15 protein-coding genes are annotated in these 14504 nt (G+C 61.8%); 2 read left to right on the top strand and 13 right to left on the bottom strand.

What is annotated here, in order from left to right; all coding sequences use genetic code 11:
- Positions 1–42: 42 nt before the first annotated feature.
- Both NKH33_RS00330 and NKH33_RS00325 read right to left on the bottom strand, forming a co-directional pair.
- Entirely contained in the window at positions 43–228 is a 186-nt protein-coding gene (locus NKH33_RS00330; RefSeq protein WP_352452199.1) for a transcriptional regulator domain-containing protein, read from the bottom strand.
- Positions 229–396: 168 nt separating this feature from the next.
- Positions 397–675 carry a DNA -binding domain-containing protein gene (locus NKH33_RS00325; RefSeq protein WP_352470545.1) on the bottom strand — a complete coding sequence of 93 codons (279 nt, stop codon included), beginning with the start codon at positions 673–675 and terminating at the stop codon, positions 397–399.
- A 126-nt stretch (positions 676–801) separates the two neighbouring features.
- Here NKH33_RS00325 and NKH33_RS00320 point away from each other — a divergent pair, with 126 nt between their 5' ends.
- Positions 802–1017, top strand: a complete 216-nt coding sequence (locus NKH33_RS00320; protein ID WP_023674290.1) for a helix-turn-helix domain-containing protein — start codon at positions 802–804, stop codon at positions 1015–1017.
- 193 nt (positions 1018–1210) lie between these two features.
- Here NKH33_RS00320 and NKH33_RS00315 read toward each other — a convergent pair whose 3' ends face one another.
- The 4 genes from NKH33_RS00315 to NKH33_RS00300 form a co-directional block, all read right to left on the bottom strand.
- On the bottom strand, positions 1211–1540 hold the full coding sequence (locus NKH33_RS00315) for a DUF736 domain-containing protein (RefSeq protein WP_352470544.1): 330 nt from the start codon (positions 1538–1540) through the stop codon (positions 1211–1213).
- A gap of 848 nt (positions 1541–2388) precedes the next feature.
- Positions 2389–3324, bottom strand: a complete 936-nt coding sequence (locus NKH33_RS00310; RefSeq protein ID WP_352470543.1) for an SLOG family protein — start codon at positions 3322–3324, stop codon at positions 2389–2391.
- A 313-nt stretch (positions 3325–3637) separates the two neighbouring features.
- Complete coding sequence (locus tag NKH33_RS00305) at positions 3638–4684, bottom strand: DUF7146 domain-containing protein (RefSeq protein ID WP_352540154.1); 1047 nt, start codon at positions 4682–4684, stop codon at positions 3638–3640.
- Positions 4684–4995, bottom strand: coding sequence for a hypothetical protein (locus tag NKH33_RS00300; protein WP_352502583.1), 312 nt, complete (start codon positions 4993–4995; stop codon positions 4684–4686). Before NKH33_RS00300 ends, NKH33_RS00305 begins: the two co-directional genes overlap by 1 nt.
- 957 nt (positions 4996–5952) lie before the next feature.
- Here NKH33_RS00300 and NKH33_RS00295 point away from each other — a divergent pair.
- Entirely contained in the window at positions 5953–7224 is a 1272-nt protein-coding gene (locus tag NKH33_RS00295; protein WP_352917958.1) for a tyrosine-type recombinase/integrase, read from the top strand.
- A gap of 546 nt (positions 7225–7770) precedes the next feature.
- Here the strand turns inward: NKH33_RS00295 and NKH33_RS00290 are convergent.
- The 7 genes from NKH33_RS00290 to NKH33_RS00260 all read right to left on the bottom strand — a co-directional run bounded on the left by NKH33_RS00290 (position 7771) and on the right by NKH33_RS00260 (position 14419).
- Complete coding sequence (locus NKH33_RS00290; RefSeq protein WP_352917957.1) at positions 7771–8838, bottom strand: ABC transporter ATP-binding protein; 1068 nt, start codon at positions 8836–8838, stop codon at positions 7771–7773.
- Positions 8838–9626, bottom strand: coding sequence for an ABC transporter permease (locus NKH33_RS00285; protein WP_352540073.1), 789 nt, complete (start codon positions 9624–9626; stop codon positions 8838–8840). Before NKH33_RS00285 ends, NKH33_RS00290 begins: the two co-directional genes overlap by 1 nt.
- Positions 9626–10495 carry an ABC transporter permease gene (locus NKH33_RS00280; protein ID WP_352540072.1) on the bottom strand — a complete coding sequence of 290 codons (870 nt, stop codon included), beginning with the start codon at positions 10493–10495 and terminating at the stop codon, positions 9626–9628. Before NKH33_RS00280 ends, NKH33_RS00285 begins: the two co-directional genes overlap by 1 nt.
- Positions 10496–10563: 68 nt before the next feature.
- Entirely contained in the window at positions 10564–11625 is a 1062-nt protein-coding gene (locus NKH33_RS00275) for an ABC transporter substrate-binding protein (protein WP_352540071.1), read from the bottom strand.
- A 53-nt stretch (positions 11626–11678) separates the two neighbouring features.
- On the bottom strand, positions 11679–12653 hold the full coding sequence (locus NKH33_RS00270; RefSeq protein WP_352917956.1) for a PfkB family carbohydrate kinase: 975 nt from the start codon (positions 12651–12653) through the stop codon (positions 11679–11681).
- Entirely contained in the window at positions 12650–13690 is a 1041-nt protein-coding gene (locus NKH33_RS00265; protein WP_352540069.1) for an ADP-ribosylglycohydrolase family protein, read from the bottom strand. The genes NKH33_RS00270 and NKH33_RS00265 overlap by 4 nt, the downstream gene beginning before the upstream one ends.
- 3 nt (positions 13691–13693) lie before the next feature.
- Complete coding sequence (locus NKH33_RS00260; protein ID WP_352540068.1) at positions 13694–14419, bottom strand: GntR family transcriptional regulator; 726 nt, start codon at positions 14417–14419, stop codon at positions 13694–13696.
- Positions 14420–14504: the final 85 nt, after the last annotated feature.

Here is a 14504-nt window from a genome sequence, read left to right as displayed (position 1 = left end):
CGGAGCACGCGCGGCGAGGCCTGTTCCGTCCAGATGATATTGTCAGCTTTCGGAAGTCCGGCACCGGCAGTTTTGAAATCGCGCGCCCCAACGGGCGGCGAGATCGGGCTGACCGGCAGGTTCTCCAGAACCAGCGAGTTGCGATGCAAGCTGGCTGCACTCTGCCACGAATTCGTCATTCCGGATCAGATACTCGGCAGCGAATTCCGTAGCCTGGTAGCTGCACATGTGTGCATACGCCGCCGGATCGGTCCAATCGCCTTGCACTGTTCCTGTCCTCTCCGCGTACCCGGATGTGAGGCGTCGGCGTCAACATTCCCGGCGGATAAGGAAGTTGAATAGTTGGAGAGTCGACAAACCATTATGCCGACTCAGCAAAGTGGAGCGCCGGCCGCGTCAGTGCGGAGCGCCGCCAGCGAGAAGATATCGGTAGCCGCTGGTCGTTATCCATCGCGCGCGGGCAAGATGGGTTTCCCAGGACCGGAACGCTCGTTCCGGCTCCTGCTCCGGGTCTATATGCAAGACGATCCTGGCCACCTCTCGCCAATCGGCATCTTCCGCCGCCGCGTCAAGCAGGCGAATGTAGGTGAGCAGACGCTCCTCGTCATAGCCGGTCAGGACCGAGGCATCCGGCGCAATGTCGGCGACATCAGGATCGAGCAGCGGTTTAAGCATGGTATTTGACCGTTCATATTTCGATCGCGATCTCGAAGGAGCCGTCCTTTAGATCGAGCACCAATCATAGCGAATAGGAACGATCATTCCTAGAACGATAGTTCCCTTTCTGGTCCCTAATCCGCCATGAATCTCAAGGAGATCATGGCGGCCAACATGCGTCGTCTGCGCCATGACCAGAACGTGACGCAGGAGGAACTGGCCGCCCGCTCTGGACTGAGCATGCGTTACGTCGGATCGATCGAGCGCGCTCGGGTCTCGGCCAGCATCAGTGTTCTTGGGAGGATCGCAACTGCGCTGAATGTGGACCCATGCGAGTTGATCAGAAAATCGGCACCGTGAGTTGACGCGGGAAACACCTCGAATTTTCGATGATCGGCGAGGCGACATGCAGGAATGAAGTCTCCAGTCGCGAACACGACAGGTAGTCGCCCCGAAGTCCGACGGAGCTCGTTGCGCAGCGACTGCGCTCATCTTGTCGTGAAAAGGAGGACGGCCCCGCCCTGTTCGTCCGGGCGGAGCCTTGGTCGGGGCTTTACTCCGCGTTGCGGCGGCCGTTGGGGCGGGACCAGATGAGGCTGTAGTCTTCGCCTTGCTCATCGTTGAAGAGGTTGGCGTAGATCGGAGCGGTGAAGCTCGGATCGTCCAGCTTCAGGCCGAGAAAGTCGCGGCCTTCATTGGAGCGCTTGGACCAGGCGGCGCCGATCTCGACCCGCCCGACGAAGACACGGTGACTGGGGGCGTTGTCGCCAGAGCGGTTGGCCTCGGGGACGATGCGGACGTTCTTGGCCTGGAGCGAGAGGGTGACGATTTCGCCGGTGAACTCGTTGTTGCCGGTCCTCTTGAAGCTTCCGATTATCGCCATGAGTTTTCTCCTTGAACTCTGTTTCGAGCCCGCACCATTGCGGCCTCAATGGCGATCGGCGGGCCGCAGGCGATCGACGCCGCATCGCTTGCGACCGCAGCGCCAGCGGAGGATGGCAGCCAAGCGACTTTGTTGTTTGGCGAGGAATGACGGCGCAGCTGGCAGGGGAAGAAAGTCGATTGGCGCCATTGCGGCTTAGGCGATCGAGGCGCAGCCGACCTTCGGCCAGATCAGCCCATTAGAGAGGCCGTTTGGAGCGGCCCACCAGATAGAGACATCAACGGAGAACCTGGCGATACCGTCGCTGGCGAAATCCTGGCTACGATGGTCACCGGCGTCGATGCTCCTCTGTACAGGCATCGCGAAGTCGCAAGCTGTTGTCAGCAACGCGCATAAGACACGCACGTGATGGTTCAAGTCACGGCTGACGTGCACCACCGGATATGCGCTATCTTTAGAACGGGTCGGAACCCCGTGGTGGATTCGAACTGTGCGTCGCGCGATGCCGTGTCAGCGACGACGCTAACAATGCGACGGGCAAAAAAAGCATCCTGCCCACGCCGGTTGTTCGGTGAGTTCGCCCAGATCCAGGCCCTGTTCGGTTGAACGGGCGTCGTTATTCGCAGCTGTGATGCCAGCTGCGACGCAGCTGAACGTTGACGGCAAGCGTGACGGCGTCGCGCGCCTTTGCTAGGGCGCGGACTTGAGTATCGCAAAAAGACGGGCGGCGCAGGAAGCCGGAGATCGGGCATCCCGGGCCAAGCACTCCAGCGAGCTGCAAATACAGTACCCGCTGCCCGATCGCGGCCGTATCGCACAATCGAAAAAAGGGTAGGGGCGGGCAGCGCTTACGTGCCGCCTCCCTTGGGGCGGAAGTCGAGGACTGGGATACCGAGCTTCTTTGCCTTGTCTGCAAGATTGTCCTGAATTCCGGTCCCGGGAAAGACGATGACGCCTATCGGCAGCGCCTCCAGCATTGCATCATTGCGCTTGAACGGGGCGGCTTTGGCATGCTTTGTCCATTCAGGGGCAAAGCCGATTTGGGGTACCTTGCGATGGTCTGCCCAACAGGAGGCGATCTTTTCGCCACCCTTCGGCGATTTCCCGTGCATCAATACCATGTCGGGATGCCTGGCGTGGACCTGGTCGAGCTTGGCCCAGATCAGCTGGTGGTCATTGAAGTCGAGCCCAGCGGTGAAGGCGATTTTCGGGCCAGGTGGCAGAAGGACTTCCTGCGAGGCGCGTTTCTTGGCGCTGAGAAAATCGCGGCTGTCGATCAGCGCAGAGGTCATGTTGCGATGGTTGACTATCGATCCGCTGCGCGGTCGCCAACTCGATCCGGTGTGGCGCTCGTAGTGCTCCGCGGCCTGATCACGCATCAGTTCGAAGGCGCTTTGGCGTTCGATCAGCGTCTGCCCTTCGGCCGTCAGGCGTTCCAGCTCGACGGATTTCACTTCGCTGCCGTCCTGCTCACGCTGGCTGCGGCGCTGCGCCTGCTCGTTGTGATCGAGTTCGCGCTCGATCCGATCTGCGGCGCGGTGAAAGATGTTGACGGTCGACCACAGAAGATCGTCGAGATCGGGCTCGAGGCGAGTGTCTTGCAGTGCCACGATGAGGGCGTCGAAGATGTCGGCGATCGCGCCGGCGACGCAGTGGCCCTCTGGAAGCGGTCGAGGATCAGGCTCATCCACGAAGGGACGGTAGCCATAGAGCTGGAGTTCGGTGAGGACGTGGTCGATGGGTGAAGACGAGTGCTGTGGTTCGTAGTCGTCATGCTCGCTCATTGGATGCTCCGCCGGTTGGACCGCGACCCTCGCGGCCTTCATGGCGACGGAAGCCGGCGGACGGGACGGACCTGCACCCGCAGCGAAGCGAAGGGCCGGAGTGTCAGCGGAGGAGGGTGAAGGCCGGCTATTTTGCTTCGCGATGGAAAGCGCTCCCTTGAGGAGCGTGCCGGAAAATAGTCGGCCGGAGACATTGCGGGGCCGAGTCGTTTGCTGGCCGATCGCCCTCTCGAAGGCCCGCAGGCGCGGTTCTCTCCGACTTCAGGAGCATCCAAGTGATGATAGCGACAGCGGACAGGCTGTTCGTTCCGAGTTATCCCGCCACTGCCATGAAACGGGCGATGTCCTGCGGGGCGAGCTGAACACGGACTGCTGCTCGAACGGCATCCAAGCCTAGCGTACAGAGATCTTCGTTGAGGTCCCCAAGTGCCGGCGAGAGCACGACCGGCTCGATCCCGGCAGCATTCGCTCTTTCGATCAAGGTGTCACGCGCGCCGTTACCGGCTGGATCGGCGTCGCGCACGATGTAGAGCCGTCTCAGTGTGAGGGGGAACAGAATGGCAGCAAGATGGGCGGCCGAGAGTGCCGCTGCCATGGCCATATCGGGCAGGATGCACCGAAGCGACAAGACGGTCTCGATGCCTTCGCCGCCCGCCATGACGTCGCCCGGTAGGCCAAAGCGAACCGCGTGACCGAGAAGATCGCCCATCGCGCGCCTCGGCGTACTGACCGGTGCCTTGCCCCTGCCGGAAGGATCAAGCCATGTGCGATGTACGCCAGTCAAATGGCCGTCGAGATCGGTAACGGAAGCGATCATCGCCGGCCAGGTCTCAGTCGGCGCTTGTTCGTCGGGCCGGTAGTAGCAGCGCGGGTGAAAACGCAGGCTTCCGGTCCCGTGCAAAGCGGCAATACTGCGGTTGTGCAGATACGCCTCTACGACCGTACCCGCAATCGGCTGCGACATCGCAAACAGCCGACGCGCTTTCTCCGACATTTCCGACGGCGCGGCCAGCAACTTCGACCGCATTGATGTCTGCTCTGGTCCGGGATGCGGTAGGCCGAGAAACGTTATTGCCTCATGGGCAACGTCCCTGAAGTCGCTCAAACCGCGGCTTTCGCGGATGATATCGAGAAGATCGCCATGCTCCCCGGTCGCCGCGTCAGTCCATTTGCCGGCTGCGCCCTTTCCGCTCTGCGAGCCGACGAGCCGCACGAACATAGAGCGACCCGGCGTGTTTCGGACATCGCCAACAAGCCAGTAGCGTCCCTCGCGATGTCCGTTCGAAAGATAGTGGCGACAAACCGCTTCGGCCTGTCGGCCCAGGCGGTGGGCCAGTTCGGACGCGTCGCGTCGGGGCATCATGCATCCTCCCGCGAGTCGATGCGCTGATAGCGCTCCAGCACCTTGCCCAGAATTGCGGGTTCGGGCGCCTGTGGCTCAGTGGGACTGGCCGACCCTGCGCGAATCTCGACGGCAAGGCGCTCGATGCAACCACTGGTCGTCTTGCGCACGAGGAGGTGCGAGTGGGTCGTCACTTCGGCTACGAGGTCAGGTAGGTCCTCGATCCAGATGTCAGCCTTGACGCGGACCTGGGACATGGAGAACTCCACGTTCTTGAAGGCAATGTCTCGCGAGGACAGAAGGGTAATTTTCTGAGGGGTAGTCGCCATCGGGATGTACTCCGAGACGGGCAGTCGAGAGCCTCTCTCTCGACCTTCAAACTCGTCATGGAGATCCCGGCACTCCTCGTCCTCTTGTGCTTGGCAGCCAACCGAGGTTGTTGCGGGGTAGCAACTCAGTGACGGCGTTCCTGTTTACAAACGCGGCTGCAACATACAAACGTGCAGCAGTAGCGATTAAGGACCACAGCGCGGCGATGAACGACGAGCGGGCCGGTCGCCCCATTGGAAGTATCTGGGTTCTTCATCACGCCTTCGGCGCTGTGGCGTGCGACACCGAGGGCATGCGGCTGAGTTCGAGAGCGAACAGAGCGCTTTTTGCGACGGGAAATCGATTTGGACGTGGTTGGTCATCACGGGCGGCTTGCCGCTAATCGTCGCCAGCAATGACGCTGCCAGCCAAGAAGCGAAGGAGGTACTCCGCTGCCCTGCTCGCCTGAACGCGGCGCGGCGCGCGCGGGCGTTGCGACGCAATAGGCCCTGCCGGCCGTATCGATACTGAAACGATGGTCGGATCCCTTTAGGAGTGTGTCTGGCCGGACTGGAAGCAGAGGCCAGCCATAGACTTGTTGCGCAACCACTCCGATTGACAGGTCGAAGGCGCCTCTTCGCCGCAGCACCTCCGGCGGGCGGTTTTCGCAGCCGGTTTTTTGGAGAAGAGTTCTCCGGCAGGACCGTGTCCAGAACGGCGAGACAGGACGGAGTGCTCAACGAGGTCGGCGAACAGCTCAGACCTAAGAACTGCTGAGGACTTCTTATGAAAATCCCCGACCAATTCGACGAGACCACACCACTGCGCGTCGAAATCGCTGCGCGAATTGCCTTTCCCGACGGCTCGATAAGCGCAGCAGGCCTACGCAAGGAACGTGACGCCGGTCGACTTGAAACGGAGCTAATCGCCGGAAAGGAATACGTCAGCTTGATGGCAATCGCGAGGATGAGGGAACTATGCCGCGGACTTCGAAAGGGCCACGCCTGGTATGGCGTGACGAAAGTTGGAAAAAAGATGGAACGCGCCGAAACAAAGCTGGATGGTTTATCCGCGATGGAACCAGCTTCATCAGCGCTGGCGGCGGCGAAAAAGGCCGTCCAGGAACTGAAGCTGAAAAGGCGCTCGCCGCCTACATTGGAAGCAAATACCACCGAGCGCGGGGAGCCGAGGACGTCTTAATTGCCGATGTGGTCAACCTCTACCTTAAAGAGGTTGCACCGAAGCACGCGACACCAGAAGAGACGGCGGCTCGGCTGGATAAGGTCCTTGATTACTTCGGGGAAAAAACTCTCGCCGCCATCAATGGCAAACTCTGCCGCGAGTACATTGCGTCGCGCCCCACCGAAGCCGCGGCGCGCCGCCAACTCGAGGATCTTCGTGCCGCCATCAACTACTACCGCAAGGAGGGTTATACAACCGCCGCACCGGTCATCACCCTGCCAGACAAGGCCGCCGCCCGCGAACGCTGGTTGACCCGCAGTGAGGCGGCCGCACTGATCTGGGCAGCTTGGCGAATGAAGCAGACATGGAAGGGCCAAGAGAGTGGCCGGCGCACTGGGCGACATCTCGCGCGCTTCATCCTCGTCGCACTTTATACAGGAACGCGCTCGGCCGCAATCTGCGGTGCCGCCATGCGCCCAACGAAAGGGCGCGGTCATGTGGACCTAGACCGCGGTATCTTCTATCGCGGTGCCACCGGCGCAAGGAAGACCAAGAAGCGCCAACCCCCTGTACCGTTGCCCGAGCGGCTGCTGGCGCACCTCCGGCGCTGGGCGCGCACTGATCTTCACATCGAGACCAAATCGCGCGGCAAAAGTGCGAACATCGGTCGCAAGATATCGCAGGATTTTGTCGTGGAATGGAATGGAAAGCCGGTGCGGTCGATAGACAAGAGCTTTAAGACGGCGCGCGAAATCGCCGGCCTAGGGCCCGACGTTACTCCGCACGTGTTCCGCCACACCGCGGCGACTTGGATGATGCAGGCCGGCACCGATCTGTGGCAGGCTGCGGGCTTTCTTGGCATTACAGTGGATGTCCTGATCGAAACTTACGGCCATCATCATCCTAATTTCTTGGCAGACGCCGCCGAGAAGATCACGAAGAAGCCGGTTTTCTCCAAGTCGCCGCAAACCGTTCCGAGTATAGCTCAAATCACAAGACACGAACGCGGTGTGCTCATCCCACAGGTTTCCCACAGAAACGGCGAAAGGAAACGCGACCAGTCGTGAGCGAACGTGGCGAAGGAGCCCAGGAACAATAACGACTTGCTGGTAAATCCACATCGTTCGGGACGATGGGATCGCACGTTCAAAACTGCCATCCGCACCCCGCTCAAAGGTCTACTCCGGCTCCCCAGGGCGCGTGCTCGCAGCCGTGCCTTGGATCGGTTTGCCGGGTCCCGAAAGCGACATTGAATCTGGGAGGATTAGAGGCAAAGATCGTGATGCCTGGCTTGACGGAGGCTTGTCTTCGAGGCCAATGAATACGCGCCTGGCCAAATCTCAAAACAGCAGCAAACGGCGCACTAGCCGCAAGCCCGGCGCACCGCTTCTGAGTGAAACTGTCAATCGGCAAGACCTTGGCGATGCCAACCATGTCGTTGTCCATCATCATTGCCGGGATCGGTTGCTCCGGGCCGCAAGACCACCAAAAAATGGCATGGTCTCGTAGGCGGGACGTATCGGCGTTTCTGGCGCGGACCTCAACCAGGAGGTCGCAATCTTTTACCATCACAAAAGCCCCATCTGAGTCGGTCAGTGGTCTATCTCTGGCTGCTACCCCGCGACGATCAAGACTGTGCTTTCCGGCGACCAATGCAGCACGACATCCTGACCTTCCGCCAGCCTGCCAGCGCCGGTGTTCTGCACAATCACCTTGAGCGTCTGGCCAGCACGCTCGACAAAGTAGGTGCTGCTATTTCCGGCGAAGATGCGCTTCGATACCTGGCCTCGCAGCAGATTCGCGTTGGCCGCATCCGGAGCCTCGGCATCGGTGAAGATGCGGATGCGTTCGGGCCGCACGGCGCAGCTTGCCTTGGCCCCAGCGGCAAGCTTGGCACCCGCGCCGGAGGCAATCGCTGTGCCGTCCGGCAGTCGGATGCCGTTGCCGGTGCTGTCGCCGCGAAGGATGTTGGCGTCGCCCAGGAAAGTGGCGGCAAACTCGCTCTTCGGCCGATCGTAGATCTCCTCGGGCGAGCCTTCCTGCACCAGCTTGCCATCGCGCAGAATGCCGATGCGGTCGCTCATCGTCAGCGCTTCTTCCTGGTCGTGGGTGACGAAGATGGTGGTGATGCCGATCTCGCGCTGGATGCGCTTGAGCTCGATCTGCATGTCGACCCGCAGCGCCTTGTCCAACGCTCCGAGCGGCTCGTCGAGCAACAACACGCGCGGCCGGATGACGATCGCGCGAGCGAGCGCAACCCGTTGGCGCTGGCCGCCGGACAGCTGATGCGGCCGGCGGCCGCCGAGCCTGCCGAGTTGCACGAGGTCGAGTGCGCGCTGTACCTCGCTGGCAATCACCGCCTTGGGCTCGCCGCGCACCGACAGGCCAAAGGCGACATTGCCAGCAACGCTCATATTGGGAAACAGGGCGTAGTTCTGGAACACCATGCCGATGCGCCGCTTCTCCACCGGCACCCGCTCGACACTTTCGCCGCCTATGGAGATGCGGCCAGAGTCGGGAAAGTCGAAGCCGGCGATCTGGCGCAGCAGCGTGGTCTTGCCGCTGCCGGAGGGACCGAGCAGGGCGTAGAAGCCGCCGTCGGCGAAATCGATAGACACATCGTCCAGCGCCTTGTGGGCACCGAAAGCGCGCGACACGTTCGCTACTTGGACGCCAGCCATTATTTCTCTCCGCCGAATTTGAAGAAGCGCGCTGTCAGCAGCATCAGCGCCATCGACACGACAATGATGACCGTCGAGACCGCATTGATCTCGGGCGTGAAACCCTTGCGGATCGCGGCGTAGATTTCGACCGGCAGCGTCGTCTGGCCCGGCGTCGACAAGAAGTAGGATACGACGAACTGGTCGAAGGACACGGCGAAGGCGAACAGCCCACCGGCAATGACGCCCGGCATGATCCAGGGCAGCGTGACGCGGTTCGTCAACTGCCATTGATTGGCGCCGAGCGAGCGCGCCGCCTCTTCCAGCTCGTGCGCGAAGGTCTGCAGTCGGGCCGACACGACGACAATGACGTAGGGAAGCGCAAGCGCGACATGGCCAAGCAGGATGGCGAACAGGCCGCGCCCAATGCCGACGCCGAAGAAGAAGATCAACATCGCCGTGCCGGTTATCAGCCACGGAATGGCGATTGGCGGAAACAGCAGCGCCTGCAGGAATTTCTTGCCGCGAAACTCATAGCGGTAGAGCGCAAGTGACGCCGCCGAGCCAAGCACGACGCAGATGATGGTAGTGATGACTGCGATTTCGACACTGTTCCAGGTGGCTGAGATAAGCTGGTCGTTCTGCCACAGCGAGACATACCATTCCGCCGTCCATTCGAACGGCAGCTGGTAGAAGGGCGAAACGTTGAAAGACATTAGCGCCATGATGATGATGGGCACATAGAGGAAGGCGAGCAATAGCCAGATGTAAAGGCGGCCGAGCCATTCGAGAACTCGTGTCGTCGCCATCACGTAGCCCTCCGCAGCACCGGCGAGGCAACCGCCAGGATGACCAGCACGACGGCCAACAGGATAAAGGAGAGCGCAGCACCCAGCGGCCAGTTGAACACGGCGACGAACTGGTCCTCGATGACAGTGCCGTAAAAGGTGCCGGTACGGCCCCCGAGAATGCGCGGTTCCATGAACGAACCAACAACCGGGACGAAGACGAGCGCTGCGCCCGCCACCAGCCCCGGCATCGACAGCGGAATGATGACTCGATTCAGCACCTGCAGCCGCGAGGCGCCGAGCGAGCGCCCGGCCTCGATCAGCGAGTCATCGATGGCCTGCAGGGTCAAGTAGCACGTCAGCACCATGTAAGGCACGTAGGAGTGCACCAGCCCGATGATGACGGCCGGATAGGAATACATTAGGTCGATGTTGATCTTGAACGGCAGCACTGCGTTCAGCGCGGTGTCGAGCATGCCTCCTTCACGCAGCACCATCGCCCAGGAGAAGATGCGCACCAGCCCGTTCGACCAGAACGGCAGGATGACGAGCAGGAAAATCGCCTCTCGGCTGCGGCCTTTCAGCACCTTGGCCAGCACATAAGCGGCGGGATAACCGATGACGATGCACCACAGCGTCACCTCGAGGCCGAGGCGCAGCGAGGCCAAAAGCAATGTCAGATAAAGGCTTTGTGAAAAGAAGGCGGCATAGTTTTCGAGCGTGAACGCCCACGGCTTTCCCGACAGCGGCAGGTCGGTCATGAAGGAGAAGAAGACCATGGCTGAGAGCGGCAGGAAGATCGCAACCGTCAGCCAGAGATAGGCAGGCGCCAGCAGTGGCAAGGCCGATCTCAATCCGCTGCGCGACGCGGCCGCAACCTGTGCTGCCATGACATCCTCCTCCCAGGATGGGGAAGCATCAGCCGACATGGATGGTCGGCTGATCCCGGCTTCTGCTGTTACTTCACGTCGACCTTGAGCTGCTGCCAGAGCGACAGATAGGTTTCGCGCTGGGCGTCTGTGATCGGCGCCTGGAACTGAATGCGCTTGGCGACTGCCGGGTCACCCATCACCTTGCGGTTGAACGCATCCCCGGGAAGTGCTTCTACAGCCTTGGTGTTGGCGGATACCGGGGCTCCGACCTTGGTGACCCATTCGACATAGAACTTCGGGTCGATCATGTAGTTGATGAAGGCCTCGGCGCCGGCGACATTCTTGGAACCGACCGGAATGGAGAAGGCGTCGAGCCAGGCGACAGCGCCCTCCTGCGGGATCACGAGCGAGACCGGCAGCTTGAAATGGGTCTTGGCGCGATCGGCCGAGCCGCTCCAATAGGTGCCGATGTCGATCTGGTTAGAGGCAGCCATCTGGTTCCAGTCGTTCTCCGAGCTCCAGAACGTCTTGATCTGCGGCATCAGCGAGGTGAGCTTCGCCTTGACCGCCTCGATATCCTTGATGTCGTTGATGTTCTGGCCGGTGGCAATGGCGCCGAACTGAACCGCCTCGACGGCATCATCACGGATGGTGACGCGGCCCTTGTGAGCGGGATCCCACATTTCGGCGATGCTCGTCGGCGGCTTGTCGAATGACTTGTCGTTGATGGCGAGCGCCGTCAGCCCCCAAACCCACGGCACCCCATAGACCTTGCCGTCATGGACAAGCATCGATGATCCGGCCTTGTCCTTGCTGATGTCGGCATAGTTCGGCAGCTTGGACGTGTCGATCGGCTGAATGAGCTTTTCCGCCATCGCCTGATCGTTGAAGGCGGCGTTGATCATGACGACATCGTAAAGGCCGGGATTGGTCCTGAGCTTGGTCAGCATCTCCTGTTCGGAATTGAAGAAGTCGTTGACGACCTTGTTGCCGGTTGCCTTTTCGAAGGCGGCTATGGCCCACGGCTCGTCGGCGCCATAGCCCTTCCAGTTGAGTACGTGCACCTCGTCGGCCCTGGCGGCCAGCGTAAGCGCCGAAGCGAAGACAGCGGTTGCCGTCAGAAAAGCAGTCAGTTTGGGCATGCGCATGTTCGTTCCTCTCATTATTGCCCGGTTGGCGGGCTTGTTATCCCATTAGGCTGTCACAAATGGGCCTCTTGCTTCCGGCCATGCACGGTCGTCGGTCGATCGTCATGGCTGAGGAATCGCTGGATCTCCTGGTCGTTCGGCGCCGACGACCCGCCATGGCGGGTGACCGAGAGCGCCGCCGCCGCATTGGCGTAACGCGCCGCTTCGAACGGCGACACGCCGTGCGACAGCGCGCTGACTAAGGCGCCGATATGAGTGTCGCCGGCGCCGTTAGTGTCTACCGCCGCGACCTTGAACCCGGGCACATCTTGGGCGGTGCCGTCGGCCAGCCGCACGAAGCAGCCTTTTGCGCCAGCGCGGACGACAACGCCTGCCGCGTTGGGGCAGTGGCTGGCCAGCAGCCGGGCAGCAATAGCCTTTACATCGCCGGTGCCGGCGATCTCAGCCGCTTCGGCGGCGTTGCAGCTCAGCCAGCTTGTGCGCGCCAGCACCCGGTCGAGAATGGTGCGCGGAATGTCTGAGATGATCGGCGTCGGATCGAAGACTAAAGGAATTTCCGCCGGCAGCACCTCGATCCAGTCGACAAGCGCCTCTCGGCTTCCCGGATAGCTAAGCGTATAGCCGGAGGTGAACACCCAGTCGCCCGGTGCGACCGAGATGAGCGCCATCATGTCAAGGCTGAGCACACTCTCCGCACCAGGCCATGAGACGAAGGTGCGCTCGGCATCGCTCGAGATCATGGCGACGCAATTGCCACTGTCCATAACCGCCGATGGCGTCGTCAGTGTCTCGATCCCCTCACTGGCTAAGGCCGCGCGCAGGAAGTCGCCATTGGGTCCGCTGCCGAGCTGGCCGCCGAACACCACCTTCATGCCGGTGCGGCTGGCCGCGACCATCATGTTGAAGCCGCCGCCGGCGACTTGTGCATAGCTTGACGCGGTCTTCTCCGTGCCCGGTGCCGGCAAGGCATCGATGCGGTAGACATAGTCGACCACCGCGCTGCCGATATGGACGAGACGCCCGCTCATGCTGCCGCCTCCTTGCCGGACCTGCTCTTCGCCGCCCGCAGGGCGACCAAGTCGGCGGCGAGCGCGCGCACCCGCCCAATGTCTAGGCCTTTGATCCGGGCGATGTGTTTCTGTGGCAATCGGGAAAAGCCAGTGCAGGCACCGGCCATGCCGGCCGCGATGGCGCCGATCGTGTCGGTGTCGCCACCGAGATTGGCGCTGATGACTGCCGCTTGCCAGGGATCGCCGCCGGCGACTTCCAGCACCGCGAATGCAGCCGGAACGGACTCCTGACTGGCGACGCCGGTGCCGACCAGATCGGTGATCAGCCGGATCGCGTCACTCGTCTCCTTGCCGCGTACGAGCTTCTGCGCCCACCCAATGCGCGCGGCGATGTCACCGCCGGTCACCCAATAGCCGAGCGTTGCTCCGTGCCTCGCCCCGGCGATGGCGCTGTCGGAAGCGGCGCGCCAGTCACCGCCAGCGATGCCGCGACTGATGGCGGCAGCGACCGCTGCGGCCGAAGCGATTGCGATTGACGTGTTGTGCGTCGCCCTGCAAGTTTCGGCCACTTTGCCGACCAATGCGTCAAGCGGCTCTGGCGGCATCATGATGCCGACCGGCGCGATGCGCATGGCTGCACCATTTGTGTCGCCGCTGCGTCCCGCTTCCTCGGCTGGCATACCGTTATTGATCGCGTCGATGGCGCGTTTGGTTGATGGTCCCAGCAGATCGTAGCTGCCGCGCGCCTTGACATCGCGTTCCCAGTCGAGCAGCGCGCTGACCCACCTCGCATGGTCGAACCGGTTACCGGATTCGACCAGGATACGGCCAAGCAGAAGCGCCTGTTCTGTGTCGTCGGTGATCGTCCCGGCCGGGAGTCCCTTCGACACCGGATGGTCGGGGAAAGGAGCAATGAAGTCCTCGACATGACCGTAGAGTTCGGCAATCCGCGCCGGCGACAAAAGCTGCGTCGGCATTCCCAGCGCATCTCCCAGTGCCCCGCCCACAAGCGCTCCCATGGCCCGATCGGTTATGCTCCCGGTGTCGTCCGGCATCTCTCAGAACCTCATATGCAGCGCAAAATGCGCCGGGTTGAGCAGGCTGGTCACATATTCGATCGGCCGGTCATCGGCGGCGCGGGTCAACCGGCGACCGCGAAGGAACGGCGTGCCTTGCGGGCAACCGAGGATTGCAGAGTCCTCGGCGTTGAGCATTTCGATGCCGACCCATTCCTCGCCATGGTCGGGAACGAGGCCCGCGCCGCGCAGCGTCTGGTGCAGCGAGCCTTCGCGCAGGCCGCGCAACGGCACGTCCTCCAGTTCCGGCGACAATGGCAGGCGGCTGCGCTCGATGGAGATGGCGTGGCCGTCGCTGGCATTGGTGCGCACCCGGTCGACAGCGATGAAAAACGGGTTTTCTATACCAAGCAGTGCGGCAAGACGGGGGTCCTCGATCACCTCGAGCCGCAGCGTCCGCGTCTCGGCGTTGGCGCCGGCGTTGGCGAGCGCCCGCGACCAACCGATGGAGTCATCAACGGGCTTGCCATCGAAGGTGACGAAAGAGCCGATGCCGACTTTGGTCGTGATCAGCCCGCGGTTGGACAGTTCCTCGAGGCCTTTGCGGACGGTGTTGCGGCTGACGGAGAAACGCTGGACGAGCTTGTTCTCGCTTTGCAGCCGGTCGCCGAAGCCGAGAACACCGGAGCGGATTTCATGTTCGAGAACGGTGGCGATCTGTTCGGGCTTGCCCGTGCCGGGAGACAGTTGAACCGAGCGCCGCTTCATATGGGTACCTGTTCAGTGATCCTGTATAATCCTGTTCATATCACGGCAGGCTTGTCAACGAGTGCCGCATGGAGCAGTTCGTGAT

This window comes from Mesorhizobium sp. M1182 (assembly GCF_040318335.1).
Taxonomy (GTDB): Bacteria; Pseudomonadota; Alphaproteobacteria; order Rhizobiales; family Rhizobiaceae; genus Mesorhizobium.
Note: the sequence above shows the minus strand (reverse complement) of the source record. Positions and strands in the feature narration are given on the sequence as shown.

Bases quoted from the DNA above. Each gene is read 5' to 3' on its own strand.
- NKH33_RS00295 (WP_352917958.1), top strand. From the start codon at position 5,953: ATGCCGCGGACTTCGAAAGGGCCACGCCTGGTATGGCGTGACGAAAGT.
- NKH33_RS00285 (WP_352540073.1), bottom strand. From the start codon at position 9,626: ATGGCGACGACACGAGTTCTCGAATGGCTCGGCCGCCTTTACATCTGG.
- NKH33_RS00320 (WP_023674290.1), top strand. From the start codon at position 802: ATGAATCTCAAGGAGATCATGGCGGCCAACATGCGTCGTCTGCGCCAT.
- NKH33_RS00275 (WP_352540071.1), bottom strand. From the start codon at position 11,625: ATGCGCATGCCCAAACTGACTGCTTTTCTGACGGCAACCGCTGTCTTC.
- NKH33_RS00325 (WP_352470545.1), bottom strand. From the start codon at position 675: ATGCTTAAACCGCTGCTCGATCCTGATGTCGCCGACATTGCGCCGGAT.
- NKH33_RS00280 (WP_352540072.1), bottom strand. From the start codon at position 10,495: ATGGCAGCACAGGTTGCGGCCGCGTCGCGCAGCGGATTGAGATCGGCC.
- NKH33_RS00290 (WP_352917957.1), bottom strand. From the start codon at position 8,838: ATGGCTGGCGTCCAAGTAGCGAACGTGTCGCGCGCTTTCGGTGCCCAC.
- NKH33_RS00310 (WP_352470543.1), bottom strand. From the start codon at position 3,324: ATGAGCGAGCATGACGACTACGAACCACAGCACTCGTCTTCACCCATC.
- NKH33_RS00270 (WP_352917956.1), bottom strand. From the start codon at position 12,653: ATGAGCGGGCGTCTCGTCCATATCGGCAGCGCGGTGGTCGACTATGTC.
- NKH33_RS00305 (WP_352540154.1), bottom strand. From the start codon at position 4,684: ATGCCCCGACGCGACGCGTCCGAACTGGCCCACCGCCTGGGCCGACAG.
- NKH33_RS00330 (WP_352452199.1), bottom strand. From the start codon at position 228: ATGTGCAGCTACCAGGCTACGGAATTCGCTGCCGAGTATCTGATCCGG.
- NKH33_RS00265 (WP_352540069.1), bottom strand. From the start codon at position 13,690: ATGCCGGACGACACCGGGAGCATAACCGATCGGGCCATGGGAGCGCTT.
- NKH33_RS00300 (WP_352502583.1), bottom strand. From the start codon at position 4,995: ATGGCGACTACCCCTCAGAAAATTACCCTTCTGTCCTCGCGAGACATT.
- NKH33_RS00260 (WP_352540068.1), bottom strand. From the start codon at position 14,419: ATGAAGCGGCGCTCGGTTCAACTGTCTCCCGGCACGGGCAAGCCCGAA.
- NKH33_RS00315 (WP_352470544.1), bottom strand. From the start codon at position 1,540: ATGGCGATAATCGGAAGCTTCAAGAGGACCGGCAACAACGAGTTCACC.